At 71.2% G+C, this 14806-nt stretch carries 16 protein-coding genes; 8 read left to right on the forward strand and 8 right to left on the reverse strand.

Annotation, left to right across the window (positions count from 1 at the left end; translation table 11 throughout):
- Nucleotides 1-218: 218 nt before the first annotated feature.
- On the reverse strand, nt 219-983 hold the full coding sequence (locus JNB50_RS01155) for a GntR family transcriptional regulator (protein ID WP_243767886.1): 765 nt from the start codon (nt 981-983) through the stop codon (nt 219-221).
- 177 nt (nt 984-1160) lie between these two features.
- Here JNB50_RS01155 and JNB50_RS01160 point away from each other — a divergent pair, with 177 nt between their 5' ends.
- Genes JNB50_RS01160 through JNB50_RS01175 form a run of 4 tightly spaced genes read left to right on the forward strand, consistent with a single transcriptional unit; the run spans nt 1161 to nt 4417 of the window.
- Nucleotides 1161-2192 carry an N-acetylglucosamine kinase gene (locus JNB50_RS01160; RefSeq protein WP_208038271.1) on the forward strand — a complete coding sequence of 344 codons (1032 nt, stop codon included), beginning with the start codon at nt 1161-1163 and terminating at the stop codon, nt 2190-2192.
- 1 nt (nt 2193) lies between these two features.
- On the forward strand, nt 2194-2922 hold the full coding sequence (locus JNB50_RS01165) for an N-acetylmannosamine-6-phosphate 2-epimerase (RefSeq protein WP_208038272.1): 729 nt from the start codon (nt 2194-2196) through the stop codon (nt 2920-2922).
- Nucleotides 2919-3665: a sugar isomerase domain-containing protein gene (locus JNB50_RS01170; protein ID WP_208038273.1), complete on the forward strand. Its 747-nt coding sequence runs from the start codon at nt 2919-2921 to the stop codon at nt 3663-3665. Before JNB50_RS01165 ends, JNB50_RS01170 begins: the two co-directional genes overlap by 4 nt.
- Complete coding sequence (locus JNB50_RS01175) at nt 3662-4417, forward strand: sugar isomerase domain-containing protein (protein ID WP_208038274.1); 756 nt, start codon at nt 3662-3664, stop codon at nt 4415-4417. The genes JNB50_RS01170 and JNB50_RS01175 overlap by 4 nt, the downstream gene beginning before the upstream one ends.
- Before the next feature lie 103 nt (nt 4418-4520).
- On the opposite strand, the gene JNB50_RS01180 is transcribed toward JNB50_RS01175, so the two are convergent.
- Nucleotides 4521-5657, reverse strand: a complete 1137-nt coding sequence (locus JNB50_RS01180; RefSeq protein WP_208038275.1) for a hypothetical protein — start codon at nt 5655-5657, stop codon at nt 4521-4523.
- Between the two features lie 225 nt (nt 5658-5882).
- Here JNB50_RS01180 and JNB50_RS01185 point away from each other — a divergent pair, with 225 nt between their 5' ends.
- From JNB50_RS01185 to JNB50_RS01195, 3 genes are all read left to right on the forward strand, one after another.
- Complete coding sequence (locus JNB50_RS01185; RefSeq protein WP_208038276.1) at nt 5883-6356, forward strand: SRPBCC domain-containing protein; 474 nt, start codon at nt 5883-5885, stop codon at nt 6354-6356.
- Nucleotides 6353-6709 carry a helix-turn-helix transcriptional regulator gene (locus JNB50_RS01190; RefSeq protein ID WP_208038277.1) on the forward strand — a complete coding sequence of 119 codons (357 nt, stop codon included), beginning with the start codon at nt 6353-6355 and terminating at the stop codon, nt 6707-6709. Before JNB50_RS01185 ends, JNB50_RS01190 begins: the two co-directional genes overlap by 4 nt.
- A gap of 72 nt (nt 6710-6781) precedes the next feature.
- Nucleotides 6782-7360 (forward strand): NUDIX hydrolase, encoded by a 579-nt coding sequence (locus JNB50_RS01195; protein WP_208038278.1) that lies wholly within the window; start codon nt 6782-6784, stop codon nt 7358-7360.
- Here the strand turns inward: JNB50_RS01195 and JNB50_RS01200 are convergent.
- Entirely contained in the window at nt 7357-8271 is a 915-nt protein-coding gene (locus JNB50_RS01200; RefSeq protein ID WP_307794553.1) for a hypothetical protein, read from the reverse strand. The genes JNB50_RS01195 and JNB50_RS01200 overlap by 4 nt on opposite strands.
- Nucleotides 8272-8299: 28 nt before the next feature.
- A complete protein-coding gene (locus JNB50_RS01205) occupies nt 8300-9136 on the reverse strand; it encodes a helix-turn-helix transcriptional regulator (RefSeq protein WP_208038280.1) in 837 nt (278 codons plus the stop codon).
- 102 nt (nt 9137-9238) lie between these two features.
- Here JNB50_RS01205 and JNB50_RS01210 point away from each other — a divergent pair, with 102 nt between their 5' ends.
- On the forward strand, nt 9239-10015 hold the full coding sequence (locus JNB50_RS01210; protein WP_208038281.1) for an SDR family oxidoreductase: 777 nt from the start codon (nt 9239-9241) through the stop codon (nt 10013-10015).
- Between the two features lie 80 nt (nt 10016-10095).
- Here JNB50_RS01210 and JNB50_RS01215 read toward each other — a convergent pair whose 3' ends face one another.
- From JNB50_RS01215 to JNB50_RS01230, 4 genes are all read right to left on the reverse strand, one after another.
- Entirely contained in the window at nt 10096-11187 is a 1092-nt protein-coding gene (locus JNB50_RS01215) for a DNA glycosylase AlkZ-like family protein (RefSeq protein WP_208038282.1), read from the reverse strand.
- Nucleotides 11188-11285: 98 nt separating this feature from the next.
- A complete protein-coding gene (locus JNB50_RS01220) occupies nt 11286-11948 on the reverse strand; it encodes a DedA family protein (protein ID WP_208038283.1) in 663 nt (220 codons plus the stop codon).
- Nucleotides 11945-13516 (reverse strand): glycosyltransferase family 39 protein, encoded by a 1572-nt coding sequence (locus tag JNB50_RS01225; RefSeq protein ID WP_208038284.1) that lies wholly within the window; start codon nt 13514-13516, stop codon nt 11945-11947. The genes JNB50_RS01220 and JNB50_RS01225 overlap by 4 nt, the downstream gene beginning before the upstream one ends.
- 132 nt (nt 13517-13648) lie before the next feature.
- The gene (locus JNB50_RS01230) at nt 13649-14710 is read right to left on the reverse strand and encodes an FAD-binding oxidoreductase (RefSeq protein ID WP_208038285.1); all 1062 of its coding nucleotides are present in this window, start codon (nt 14708-14710) and stop codon (nt 13649-13651) included.
- Nucleotides 14711-14806 lie beyond the last annotated feature (96 nt).

Genomic DNA, 14806 nt, shown 5'->3' on the forward strand with positions numbered 1-14806 from the left:
TCGATTCCGAGCTGCTGTGCTCGGCCTATGGGGGACACCCGAGGGTGCGCGACCGGAGCCGTGATCTCTCGGGCGGAGAGTGCTGTCATTCTGTAATGGTCTAGACCCCTGTGTCAAGGCCGAAGCAGAGATCGACTCTCCGAATGCCGGGATCCGGGTCGCGCGCGGTCCTCCCGGAGGCTCGGAATGGGTGCGCGACAGCGGGTGGAGCAGACCTCTCAGTGCACGAAGCGCTTGACCGTCTGCCGGATGTCGTAGCGGTCGCCGCGGTAGACGGAGACCGCGCGCTCGATGGGGCGCCGCTGCGCGTCGAAGCCGAGCCGCTCGATCACCAGGGCCGCGCTGAAGGGCGGAACGCCGAGGGCCTCCGCCTGCTGTTCGTCGAGCACGATCGTGCGGATGACCTGCTCCGCCTCGCTGAGGACGATCCCGTAGGTGTCGCTGAGCACGGCATAGAGCGAGCCCGTGAGGTCGAGGTCCTCGATCCCTGGCACCCGGCGGGCGGGCAGGTCGACCTCCTCGAGGCAGATCGGGATGCCGTTGCCCATCCGCACGCGCTCGATGTGGACGACCTTCTCCGCGGGGCTGAGCCCCAGTTCGGCGCCCACGCTGTTGCCCGCGGCGCGTGTGGTCGCCGAGATGACCCGCGACGACGCGACCATCCCGCGTGCCGCCATCTCCTCCGAGAAGCCGAGGAACTCGGCGCGCTTCGAGATCCGCGGGTCGGCGACGAACGTTCCCGCGCCCTGGCGGCGCACGACGTGACCGGACTCCACGAGGCTCGAGACCGCCTGCCGGAAGGTCACCCTGCTGACGCCGAACCTGGCAGCGAGCACGCGCTCGGGCGGCAGCTGCTCGCCCACCGGCATGGTCGCGATCATGTCGAGGAGATGCCGGCGGACCTGCTGGTGCTTGACGCTGTCGGTGTCGAGCACGACGCGGTCGCCTGCCTCGTCTCCGGAGGCGGGAGGTGCTGGTGTCATCACGGGGCCGACGCTACCATCCCGGGTCCCGCGAGCGGGTCGATTTCGCCGGAAGGTCGAGACCAAACCGGGTGCGCGCCTCTGGTGCTGGTCGTGCTGCAGTGTTCCCCTTTGACACGCTCGGGCGCTGCCTCTAGTGTGACTTATAGGTATGGACCATTAAGGGAGAAGGCATCCATGACGGAGCGCATCGTGCTCGCGCTCGACGGCGGGCAATCGGGAACGCTCGCCGTCGTCGGGACGACGTCCGGACGGATCCTCGGCGTCGGCGCAGGCGGACCCATCCGCCACCACGACGAGCCCGACGCAGAGCGGGTCGCGGCGGACAGCGTCGCGTCCGCTCTCGATGCCGCCTACGGCGAGGCGGGCCTCGACGCCGCCGCTGAGGCCTGCTGTCTGTCGATGACCGGCTCCTCCGGCATCGTCGAAGCCGTCGTCGCCGAGCGGGTGCACCCGGGGCGGATCGACGTGCTCGCCAGCGACGCGGTCGCCGCCCTCGCCGCGGGAACAGGTCGCGCGGTCGGGGTCGTCGTCATCGCCGGCACCGGGAGCGTCGCCTATGCCGCCTCGGCGGACGGCTCCGCCACCGACCGCGGCGGGTGGGGCTGGTTCATGGGCGACGAGGGGAGCGGGTTCTGGATCGCCGCGCAGGCCCTCCGCTCTGCCGCCCTCGGCTTCGACGGCGTCGGTCCGGTCACCGAGCTCTCCGAGCTGCTCCCCGCCGCCCTCGGCTTCGACACGCTGCGCGAGGTGTACAACGCGGTCACCGGCGGGGCGGTCGACCGAGCGCGGATCGCGGCGCTCGCGCGCCCGGTGCTGGACCTCGCGGGTACGGGCGACCCGGTCGCGGGTCGCATCGTCGCCGAGGCCGCAGAGGCGCTCGAGCGGCTCGTCCTCGGCACGGTGTCCGCCGCGCCGTGGCTCGCCGACGATGAGCGCTCCGTCGTCTTCGGCGGCGGCGTGCTGAGCCCGGCGAGTCCCGTCGCCGACGCGCTCGCCTCCCGCCTTGCGCACTCTCTGCCCGACTTCACCGTCATCCACTCCGACCTCCCGCCCGCGGCGGGCGCCTACTTCCTCGCCCTGCGTTCGTGCGGTGTCGACGTCGACGCCGCGATGCTCGCCTCGGTCCGCGACCAGTTCCGCTCGCGCTCGATCCAGGCGGGCAAGAACGCGCCCCATCACGACAATCCCGTCACGAAGGAGTCCTGACATGGACACAGCATCCACCGCCCGCAGCCGGGAGGCGATCGTCGACGATCTGATCGGCACCGTCATCATCTCGTGCCAGGCAGGGCCGGAGAGCCCGCTGAACGAGCCGCGGATGCTCGCCGCCCTCGCGGCGAGCGCCGAGCTCGGGGGAGCATCCGGCTTCCGCGTCGACACGCCGGAGAACATCCGGGCCGTTCGCGAGGTCTCCGCCAAGCCGATCCTCGGGATCAACAAGGTGTACCGCGACGCGTCGGACGTCTTCATCACCCCGACGCTCGAGGATGCCCTCGCGATCGTGGAGGCCGGCGCCGATCTGGTCGCCCTGGACGGAACCGTGCGGCCTCGGCCGGGCGGCGAGACGTTCGCCGACATCGTCGCGGCGCTGCACGCCAGGGGCGTTCCCGTGATGGCGGACATCGCGACTCCGGAGGACGCAGAGGCGGCGGCCGCCGCGGGCGCCGACATCGTGGCGACGACCCTCGCGGGCTACACGGCGGAGACCGAGTGGCTCAGCAAGGACGAGCCGGCCTGGGAGCTCCTCGCCGCGATCCGCCACCTCCCGGTCCCGGTCTTCGTGGAAGGCAGGATCTGGACGCGTGAGCACGCGGTCCGTGCGATGGACAGCGGCGCCGCCAGCGTGATCATCGGCTCCGCCGTGACCGTTCCGCAGTTCATCACGCAGCGCTTCGTCGCCGCTCTGGAGTCGCGCACGGCCGGGCTCGCCCGATGAGCGCCGCCGACCGCTACTTCGCCGAGCTCCAGGAGCGCTTCGCCGGTCTCGCCGAGCGACAGCGGGATGCCATCCGCGCTGCGGGAGAGCTCGGCGCGCGAGCGCTGGTCGAGCGCCGGCCGCTGCACATCCACGACACCGGCCACCTGGTGAACCACGAGCTGATCGCGCGCACCGGTGGCCTCGCCGCCTTCACCGCCCTCACCTTCGGAGCGACGGTCGAGCGCGAGAACGAGTGGATTGCCGACACGCGAGGTGCGGCAGGGTCCGCGGAGGACAGCGCACGTGCCCTGGTGGACTGGCTCTTCCTGCAGGGCACCGTCATCGCAGGGGACGTGCTGTTCCTGAGCTCCGTCTCCGGGACGAACGTGCTCGTCGTCGAACTCGCCCGGCAGGCCCGCCGCCGTGGTGTCTCGGTGATCGCACTCACCGGCGCGGAGTTCTCCGCCGGGCTCGCCGCGCAGCACTCCTCCGGCACCCGGCTGTTCGAGAACGCCGATGTCGTGCTCGACGAAGAGGTACCGCGCGGTGACGCGTTCCTGACCGTCGACGGGCTCGAGAGCGCCGTCGTCCCCTGGTCGGGCATCTCCGCCGCCGCCCTGATGTGGGCGGTGACCGCGGAGATCGTCGAGGGCTGCGTGCGGGCGGGACTCCCGCCCACCGTCTACACGAGCGTCAACCTGCCGGGCGGCCCGGAGGCCTACGCCCGCACCCGGGCGGACTACCGAGAGCTGGGCCGGTGAGCGACGAGGGTGTGGCGCCCGCCTACGGCGGCTACTTGACGACCGTCCAGGAGCTGATCGGTCGGGCGATGGACGAGCACACGGAGGCCGCGGTCGCCGCCGTCGCGCGCATGGCGGCCGACCGGATCTCCGACGGGCGCGTTCTCTACGTCTTCGGGGCGAGCCACGCCGGCCTGCTCGTGCAGGACCTCTTCTACCGGGCGGGCGGGCTCGTGCCCGTCCAGCCCATCCTGCCGCGCGCCCTGATGCTCGACCACAAGCCGGTCACCGACACGTCCGTGATCGAGCGGAGCCCGGGGATCGCCAGCACGTTCCTCGAGGACTCCACGCTCGGCGACGGGGATCTGCTGCTGGTCGTCTCCGTCTCGGGGCGCAACGCCGTCCCCGTGGAGATGTGCCTGCAGGCGCAGCGCCGCGGCGCCACGGTCGTGGCCTTGACGGCACTGGCCTACTCGGCGTCGGTCACCGGCAGGGAGGTGCCGCGGCTCTTCGAGGTCGCCGACCACGTCATCGACCTGCCGGCGAGCGTCGGCGACGCGATCATCTCGCTCGGCGACGACCTCCCGCGGGTCGGACCGGTGTCGTCGGCCGTCGGATCCGCGATGCTGCACGGACTCATGGTCGAGATCGCCAGCGAGCTGCTGCGGAGGGGCATCCGGCCGCCGGTGTTCGCGAGCGCGAACCTCGACAGCTCTGCGGAGTGGAACGCGGCCCAGATCGCAGCCTGGCAGGACCGCCTGGACTATCTGTAGCCGTCGAGCGGTCCCGGCGTGCTCGAGGCGCGACCACGCCGGGTCGAACGGAGAACGGGGTGGGAGCCGATCGGCCCCCACCCCGTTCCTGTGTCGTGCGCGATCAGTGCAGGCCGACCTCGATGAACCAGCCGGCCTCGTTGTCGTACCACTCACCGCACGGTGTGACGCCGCAGGTGGTCGGGTAGGTCCAGCCGCCGGAGAGGAACCGGGTGCGCAGGTTCGTGACGTACGTCGTGGCGTGCGCCGAATCGCCCATGAGCTGGGCGACCCGGGCGACGGACGTCCACGAGTAGTTGTCGGGGACCGAGTTGTACCAGGTCGGGAACGATGTCGTGAACTGCGTCCAGCCCGCTGTCGCCTTGGCGCTGGTGGGCGTCACCACGCCGTAGAGCGTCGGCCAGAGCTGAGCGACGCCGTCGGCATAGAAGGTGGTGGTGTTGCTCGGTGTGCCGTAGGCCCAGTCCCAGCTGTTGTTCGTGCTGTTCCAGAGCTTAGACACGATCGCGTTCTTCGTGGTCGTCGCCCAGCTCTGGTAGTACGTCGACTGGCTCGTGCGGCCGAGGGTATGCTCCAGGGCGGCGAAGTCGACGAGCCCCGAGTAGACCTCCGCGTTGTCCATCGTGTACGCGACCGGATAGCTCGGCTTGGCGAGGGTGAGCCCGGCGTCGGGTCCGCTCGCGATCCGTACGCCGATGGTGCCGCTGTAGGTGAGCAGGTTGGCGATCGCCTCGTAGGTGAGGATGTTCGACGAGACGTACGAGCGCAGCGACGCGTCCCCGCTCTGGTACGCCTTGAGTGCGAGGTTGAGGGTCGTCGACGCGTAGCTGTCGACCGAGTCGAAGTCGCCGGTCGGGGTGAGCGCTCCCGTCGTCGCGTTGTAGTCGTAGTCGAACACGCTGTAGGCGGGGACGTTCGTCGACGCGGCGTTGAGGTGGGCCAGGTACCACTTCATCCACTTGAGCGCCGCTGCTCGGGAGGTGGCGGTGTTGGCGTCGATCAGTCCGATCGCCGCCACGTTGGCGAAGTAGGGCATGACGAGGCTGTTGGCTCCGACGATCGCGCCGCTCGGCAGTTGCTTCGACGTGATGAAGTTCACCTGCTCGGTGATCCAGCTGGACGGCACGACCGCCTGGGCCGAGGTGGCGGGGATGACGGCGGCTGCGGTCGCGGCGATCGCGACGGCGGCGGCGCCCCAGCGCGCCCTCCGCTTGCGTTCGGTGCGGGTGTGCATTCGCATGAAGACCTCCTGACGAGTGGATGCGCGCGGTCATCCGCGCACTCCTCTAGTTAGTAGTGGTCTTAACCATTACGTGTCAATGGGCGTCTCTGCTTGTGATTACAAGAAGCGTGATGATGCATTGGTCTGTAGCACTTAGTTCGAAAATAATGCAACCCAGGGGTTGCAATAGCGGTGGCAATCTGCAACCATTGCATTGCACATGAACCGAAGACGGGAGAGATCATGAGCAGTGTGAACGAGTCGGCTGTCATCGACGACGAGGCCTTCGCGGTCCGCCGGACGATCCAGATCGCGGCGCCGGTGCCGCGGGTGTGGGCGGCGGTGACCGAGCCCGCGCACGTCTCCGAGTGGTTCGGGCGCGTCGAGCTCGACGGCGCGGGATGGGGAGCAGAGGGCTCGATGACCTTCCCGGGCCGGCGACTGCCCCTGCGCGTCCAGGCCATCGACGAGCCCCGCAGCATCACCTACCTGTGGAACAACGACGACGCGCTCGGGGAGCCGCCGGCCGGGTTCGACGAGGACACCGCCACCTCCTTCACCTTCACCCTCGAAGCCGTGCAGGGCGGAACGCGGCTCACGGTCGTCGAGAGCGGCTTCGAGCGGACCTCAGACCCGGCCGCCAACCTGGCGAGCCACCGCGCCGGCTGGACGATCGAGCTGGACAAGCTCGTCGCCCTGGTCGAGGCCGGCGCGTGACGACGACCGACCTCGTACCGGTGCTCGCCGCGCTCGGGGACGAGAACCGCTGGCGGGTGCTGACGGCGCTCGGCGAGGGGGACGCATCGGCGTCCGCCCTCGCCGGGCGCCTCCCGATCACCCGCCAGGCCATCGCCAAGCATCTCGGCGTGCTCCGCGAGGCCGGGCTCGTGGAACCGGTCCGATCGGGACGCGAGGTGCAGTACCGCGTGCTCGGCGCACACCTGCGGCACACCGCGAGCCGGCTCGACGCCATCGGCGCCGCGTGGGATCGCCGGTTGGCCGTCATCCGCGAGATCGCGGAGCGGCCGGAGGGGGAGGCGGGCGCACGGGAGAAAGACGCGGGGGAGTAAGGATCGCCCTGCGCGTTCGCCGCACTGTCGAAGCAGTGCACCGTACGGTTGGCTCGCCGTACGGTTGGCTCTATGGGCGGTACGACAGAGCAAGGGTGGCAGACGATCGCGCGAGCGGAAGTCTATTCGGGCCGCGTGCGGCTGGTCGATCACACCGTCGTACTCGGAGATGGCACGCGATCACGCTACGAGGTCGACGAGAGCATCCCGTTCGCTGTCGCGACGTTGGTCGTCGATGGCGACCACGTCGTCCTGACGCGTCAGTATCGCTATCCACTGGACCGGTGGATCTACGATCTTCCCGGCGGCGCAGGGGGCGAGAACGAGACTCCGGAGGCCGCCGCGCGCCGGGAACTGGAGGAGGAGCTCGGACTCATCCCGAACACGCTGATCGCGTTGCACACGTACTTCGTGAATCCCGGGCGGGCCGCGTGGCCAGTCCACCTCTTCCTGTGCGATGCCGGCACGACGACCGGGACCATCGACACCTCCGACCCGGCGGAACAAGTCAGCCAAGCCCGCCTGAGACTCAGTGAACTGGACGCCGCGATCGCGAGCGGAGAGATCGTCGACCCCGCACTCATCGTGGCGCGCGCCTGCGCCGCTGCTCGCGGCCTCCTGCCGCCGCTGACGGGAGGGGACACCGCCTAACCCTCGTTCCGCCCCGCCCACTCCAGCACCCGCAGCGCCCGCAGCGTGTTCCACCGGCTCGGTTCGCCGACCGTCTCCAGCTGCAGCAGTGCGCGCCCCGAGTGCTCGTGGTCGAGCAGCCAGCGTCCGTCCGGCTGCCGGCGCGACTCGACGATGTCGACGGCCTCCGTCACGCGCGGGTCCGCCGGCACGCCGGCCGCTCGCAGGTGGTCGAGGCCGCGCAGCAGGTCGAACGACCAGTAGTAGGGGAAGCTGAACTTCGACCAGCGCTCGTCGATGATCGAGCCGTCGCTGCGCCGGCGCATCAGGCCGCGCGTCAGAAGGTATTCGTGGCCGCGCTCGATCGCGGCGCTCACGTCGGTCGGGCCGCCGGCGTCGCGGTAGGCGACCAGGCCTTCCAGCGCGCAGATCGTGCTGTGGAACGAACCGGGGTCCTGGCGGGTCTCGGCGTAGCAGTTCCAGCCGCCGTCGGTCTGCTGCTCGTTCAGCAGGCGCCCGACGATGAGCTCGCTCGGGTGGCCGAAATGCGCGCCGGCGACGAGCACGCGCCCGTTGATGCACGGCTCCACCTCGCCGTCGAAGAACGGATGGTTCCACCACTCCTCGCCCCAGTCGACCTGCCGGACCACACGGTCGACGGCGATGCGGGTGCGTTCGCCGTCCGCCGGCGCTCCGAGCACGGCGAGCAGCAGCATCGCGTCGTCGACGCCCATCCAGTCCTGCTGCGTCCACACGCCCTCGCCCCAGGTGCCGTCCTCCCGCTGGAGGTCGAGCAGTTCGGCGCCCCAGCCGGCGGTCTCGACCTGCGCGCGCTCGGCCGCGACCACGTCGTCCGGCTCGTGGAGCAGGTCGCGCCGCACCTGCCAGCGGATCGCCGGGTCGCCGTCCAGAAGCCAGTCCAAGACATCCACGGCGCACACCATACTCCCGGCGCCGGGATCAGGCGAACGACTGCGTGCCCAGGACGGCCAGCAGGGCCAGCTTCTCGGCCGCCTCGGTGCGCGGCGCCGCGGTGAGCACCAGCAGGCACTGCGACTGGTCCTCGGTGAACAGCGCCTGGCAGTCCAGCTCGATGGCGCCGAGTTCCGGATGGATGAGCGTCTTGTGGTCCTCGAACCGGCGCGCGACCTCGTGTCGCTCCCACAGTGCGGCGAACTCGGGGCTGCGCTCCAGCAGGGCGCGTACGAGCTCGCCGGCGCGCGACTGCGGGCCGAGCGCACCGTAGGCGTCGCGCAGGGAGGCCACCTGCGCGCGGCTCTGCCGATCGCGGTCGGCCTCCGGGTACATCGCGCGCGCCGTCTGCGGGTCGGTGAACCAGCGGTAGTACTCGCTGCGCTCCAGCCCGGTGTACCCCGAGCGGTCGCCGAGCAGGGCGACAGCCAGCCGGTTCTGCACGAGCGTCTCGCCGAGATGGGACAGCACCAGCGCCGGGGTGTCGTCGAGCCGGTCGAGCACCCGCTGCAGCGCGGGAGGCACGTGTGCGCCGCCGAACCGGTCCGGGGTGTTGTGGCCGGCGATGCGGTACAGATAGTCGCGTTCGTCCGCGGTCAGTCGCAGCGCCCGTGCCAGCGAGGCCAGCATCTGGTCGCTCGGCTGCGGGCCGCGGCGCTGCTCCAGGCGCGTGTAGTAGTCGTTGGACATCGCCGCCAGCAGCGCGACCTCCTCACGACGCAGGCCGGGTGCCCTGCGTCGAGGGCCGGACGGCAGCCCCACGTCGTCCGGGCGCAGCGCCTCCCGGTGTCGGCGGAGGAAGTCGGCGAGCGCGGTGCGGTCCATCCCTCCATCATCCGCCGTCGGCCTCGCGCGAACCAGGGATCGCGGATCCCCCGACGGACGCTCCGCTCCCGCTCGCCGGGGTCCGCCCGCACAGTGGAGGGCATGGACATCACAGGGAACACCATCTTCATCCCCGGCGCGACCAGCGGCATCGGTCTCGCCCTCGCCGTCGCCCTGCACGACCGCGGCAACACCGTCGTCGTGGGAGGCCGCCGTGCCGAGCTGCTCGAGCGGATCGCCGCCGAGCACCCCGGCATCGACACCGTGCGCATCGACACCGCCGACCCCGACAGCATCCGCGAGGCGTCGGCGGCCGTGCTGGCCGCACACCCCGACCTGAACGTGCTGATCGCCATGGCGGGCATCATGCGCGTGGAGGACTGGCACCGCGCCGATGGCTTCCTCGCCTCGGCGGAGTCGATCGTCACCACCAACGTGCTCGGGCCGATCCGGCTGATCGCGGCGTTCGTCGAGCACCTGCAGACCCGACCGGATGCGACCATCGTCACGGTCTCGTCCGGGCTGGCGTTCACTCCGTTGAAGGTCACCCCGAGCTACAACGCCAGCAAGGCGGCCATCCATATGCTCAGCGAGAGCATCCGGCTGCAGCTCGCGGACACCTCGGTCGGGGTACTGGAGCTGGTGCCGCCCGCGGTGCGCACCGCGCTGCTCCCCGGCCAGGAGGAGAGCGAGTTCGCGATGCCGCTCGACGAGTTCGTCGCCGAGGTCGTGCAGCTCATCGAGACGCAGCCGGACGCGACCGAGCTGCAGGTCGAGCGCGTCAAGTTCCTCCGCTACGGGGAGGCCCGCGGCGACTACGACCGCGTCGTCGAAGTCCTCAACGCCTCCGACCCGCACGGCGCCGAATCCGCCGCGTAGCGAGTCCCCCTCTTCGCCGAGGGGCACGTTGTTGTCCCTTTCGCGCGCCGAAAGGGACAACAACGTGCCCCTCGGCGGGATCAGGAGGCGTGCTGGGGGGTGAGCGACAGCCAGGCGGCGAGCGCGTCGATCTCGGCTCGCACAGCGTCGCGGACGTCCGGCGTGAACGGCTCGTCCTCGTGGACGGCGGCCACCCGCAGTACGCCGGACGTGCGGTCGGCCGCGGCGTCGAGCTTTCCGATCAGGCGGTCCTCGTGCAGGATCGGCAGCGCGAAGTAGCCCCAACGGCGCTGCGCCGCCGGCTTGTACATCTCGAGCACGTACTCGAACCCGAACGCCTCCTGCAAGCGCACGCGGTCGTGCACGAGGCGGTCGAACGGCGAGAGCAGGGCGGTGCGCCCGGCGAACGGGAGGCCGACGGCGCCGGGATCGACGCGCCACTCCCGCGTGCTGCCGTCGATGCGCGCCGGCTCGCCGGCGTCGCCCACGAAGGCCCGGCGGGCGATGCCGAGCGCGCGCAGCCTCCGCTCGTCGCGCAGCGGCCCGGCCTCGGCCTCGGGGACGACCGCGATCCCGGACGGGTAGACGCGCTCGCCGAGATCCCAGGTGCGCTGTCGCCCCGCGCGGCCGGAGACCGCGACCTCCCCGCGGCCCTGCAGCAGTTCGAGCAGGCGCGTGACGTTCTGGTTGTGCGTCCAGCCGGTCGAGGTCCACGGCACCGCTGCGGTGTCCGGGATGTCCTTGGAGAGGGTCGGGCCCCTGTCGCGCAGCAGGGCGAGCACGTCGCGGCGGAAGCCGTCGTTCGCCGCCAGCCACGCGGCCGCGCGCGGCATCCCCTCCGGCCAGCGCGACATCCGGTCGAGGTGCAGGCCGAGGTCGGAGACCGGCCGGACCATCGCGAACGGAGCGGTCACCGGGTCGTCCATCGCTTTGACCTCATAGAGCGACCGGTCCGACTCCAAGGCCGAGACCAGGTGCTCGGGCCGGTAGCCGGAGCCGAGCCGGGAGTACACGATCAGGTCGGCGCTCGGCGCGATCGCCGCGGTCGGATCGAGCTGCAGGAACGTGAGGTCTTCGACCAGCGCGACCAGCGACGTCGGCCGCTCCGCCGACAGCCGCTGAGCCCGCACAGCGATCCTCCGCGCTTCCCCCACGTCGAGCACAACCGTCACACCCCAACGCTAACCCCCGCACGCAACCATCGCTTCCTCACTTCCTCCCGCGACACGCCGGGGCGGGACGGGAGGAAGTGAGGAAGCGATGGCGGGAGTCAGGTGTCGGTGCGGGTCCGGCGGCGGCGGCGCAGGGTGATGGCGCGGACGATCACGGGGCCGACCGAGAGCACCACGATCGCGATGAGCACCAGGTCGAGGTACTTCGAAACGAAGTCGGCGACGCCGGGGATGTGGCCGAGGCCGTAGCCGATCAGCACGACGGCGGCCGCCCACACGGCGGCGCCGATCACGTTGAAGGCGCTGAAGACGCCCCAGCGCATCCGGCCGACACCGGCAGCCACCGGTGCGAACGTCCGCACGACGGGGACGAACCGGGCGACGACGACGGCTCCGGATCCCCACCGGTCGAAGAAGCCCTGCGTGCGCGCGACGCTCGCCCGGCTGAACAGCCCGGACTCTCGGCGGTCGAACACGGCGGGGCCCGTCTTGCGCCCGATGAGGTATCCCACTTCGCCTCCTGCGATCGCTGCGATCGCGACGGCGACGATGACCAGCCACAGCGGCTGCGGGATCCGACCGGTGAGGGTGAGGACGCCGGCGAAGAACAGCAGGGTGTCACCCGGCAGGAAGAAGCCGAGCAGGAGGCCGGTCTCGGCGAACACGATCGCGCAGACTCCGAGCAGCGCCCACGGCCCGGCGGCCTGGATGATGCCCTGCGGATCGAGGAGGCCGGTGTGGAGGAGTGACGGGAGGATCATCGGGTCCTTTCGTAGAGCGCCACCAGCTCGTGGTGGGTGGTGATGCGCGTGCCGGTCTGGTGGAAGCCGAGCGCGGTGAGGTCGGCAACGCCGTAGTGGTCCGGTGTGGAGGGGGTCGCGGCGTACTCGACGAGCCAGACGCGGTCGATGCCGTCGAACCGGCCGAGGTCCGCGGCGTGCCGCACCGAGTAGGCGCTGTCGCGCCACGACGTCGTGTTCTTCGCGAACGGTACTGCGAGCGTGACGTCGGCGGTGTCGGCGAAGCCGGCGGGGTAGGTGTGGAGGGCAAGCCTCGGCAGCTTCGACGGGTGCGCGCCCTCGTCGAACACGACCGCGTCTCCCGGGCGGGCGTTCGCGCCGACAGCGGCGGACACCTCCGCCCAGTCGCTGCCGTTCTTGGCGTAGAGGGTGCGCTGGCCGACGTACAGCGGAACGCTGAGCGCCAGCACCAGTCCGCCCGCGACGACGCCGGCCCACCACCGCCAGCGCAGCAGGTCATCGATGCCGCAGGCGACCAGCAGCGCGACCGCCGGCGCGCAGAACGACACGTACCTGGCTGTGAAGTCGGGCACGATCGGCTGCAACGCGATCAGGACCACCGTCGGCAGCAGCAGCCAGGTGAGGGCGACCAGGACCAGCGACGGCCCCGACGACGGGACGGGCAGGAACAACCTCGATCCCGGGCCACCGGCCGGCAGTGCCCTGCGCGCCAGCACCCGCCGGCGGGCCTCCATGGCCACGGCGAGCACGACGAGCGCCCAGCCGGCGATCGCCAACGGCCAACCGCCGCCGAACCAGAGGCCGCTGAACAGCGTCAGCGGGGCCAGCTGCTGCACGACGCCGAGGTACGCGATCTGGTGATGCTGTCCGACGGCGGCGATCAGCAGGGGGACGACGGCGACGACCGCACAGCCCACGGCCCACAGCCACCCGACGACCACCCGGCGCGGGGCGCGGGAGGCCGCGATCACGACGCCGTGGACCAGTACGAAGAGCAGGGTGTAGAGGAACACGTACGTCCCGACCGCGAGCAGCGCTCCGTAGCCGACCCACCAGCCCGCGCGTGGCCGCTCCCGCCCGAGTGCCGTGATCAGCAGCACGGTCAGCCAGGCGACGATCGCGGCGGAGAAGGCGAACGACCGCGCCTCCTCGCCCATGTAGGTGACGCGGGGGAGGATCGCGCAGACCAGACCGGCGACGACCGCCGTGCGGGTGTCGCGCAGCCGCGCCGCCAGCACGACGACGGCCGCCGTGGCCAGTCCAACGGCGATGGCGCTCGGCAGTCGCACCGAGAAAGGGGAGAAGCCGAAGAAGTGCCCCCACAGGTGGAGGCCCAGATAGTACGCGCCGTGGACGGCGTCCACGTGCCCCAGCATGACGAACAGCGACGACAGCGGACGCTGGGCCGACATGATGCTGGTCGCCTCGTCGCCCCAGAGCGACGGGATCCACGATCCGGTGGCCGAGAGTACGGTCGCGAGGACGCCGAAAAGTGCCGCGAGCACTGCGGGGCTGGTCGCGCGCACGGCCCTGCCGGTGGGGGCCGGCCGCAGCATCGTGACAGACATGGGTCGGCACCGTCCTCTCGAATCAGCGTCGTTCCGCAAGTCAAACCCACCGGTCCCCAGAAAGATCCAAGACGCTGGTGAACGTCTGATGGAGTCTCGGTGTCGAGCGCCCGGCACGCGGGCCGAGCCAGCTCAACCGCACTCGGCGAGGACGCGCTCGGCGAGCAGGTCTCCGACCAGCGGTCCCATCGTCAGCCCGCCCGCCCCGAAGCCGGCGTTCACGTAGATGCCGGGTCGGCCGTCCACGGGCCCGACGGTCGGGAGGTCGCCCTCCGGCAGCGGCCGCAGCCCCACCCGGGTCTCGATCACGCTGGCCCCGGCGAGCCCCGGTGCGAGGGCGAGCGCGTCCTCCAGCACCTGGCGTTCGCCCTCGGCGGTGACCCGCGCGTCGAAGCCGGAGCCGGTCTCCCTGGTCGCTCCCGCCACGATGCGTCCCGCGTCGAACGCGACCAGGTAGTGCGGCGCCACGGGGTGCACGGAGGGCCAGTTGCGGGTATCGGCGTCGACCCGCAGGTGGATGAGCTGGCCGCGCTGCGGCTCCACACGCACGCGCACGCTGAGCGGGCGGAGGACGCGGTCGGTCCACGCTCCGGCGGCGACCACGATCGCGTCGGCGGTAAGGGCGGAGCCGTCGACCGTGACGGCCCCGTCGTCGGTCAGCTCCGCTCCGGCCTCCACGCGTGTCGCGCCGTGCGCCTCCGCCGCCTCCAGCAGTCCGGTGCGCAATGCCCGTCCGTCGACGCGGGCGCCGCCGGAGATGTGGAGGCCGTGGTAGCCGTCCGCCAGCGGCGGGAACAGTTCCCGCGCCGTGCCGGGGTCGACCCGCCGCACGTCCCCGGCCGTCCGTGAGGCCGCCGCGCGCACGCGCACCCGCTGCTCGACCTCCTCGATCACCGACGCGTCGCGGTTGACGACGAGCGCTCCGGAGCGCCGGTACCCGATGTCGTGCACTCCGGCCTCCGCCAGCCGCTCGATCAGCTCGGGGTAGAAGTCCGCGCCCGCCGAGTAGAGCTCGTAGAACCCGCCGTCGGAGGTGGTGCTCCACGGCTGCACGATCCCCGCCCCGGCGTCGGTCGCACGGCCGACCAATCCGGCGTCGACGACGGTGACCGCCGCGCCGCGACGTGCCAGCGCGAACGCCGTCGCCGCGCCGGCGACCCCGTCTCCGACGATGACGACCCGGGGTTTCTCCATGCCGCCGACCGTACACCGCGGTCGCGTGGGCTGTTTCCGTGGGGCGGGAATAACCTTCCCGCCTCAGTGTTGAACTTGAGTGCACATAGCTCAACT

It is taken from the genome of Leifsonia sp. TF02-11, from assembly GCF_017565305.1.
GTDB lineage: Bacteria > Actinomycetota > Actinomycetes > Actinomycetales > Microbacteriaceae > Leifsonia.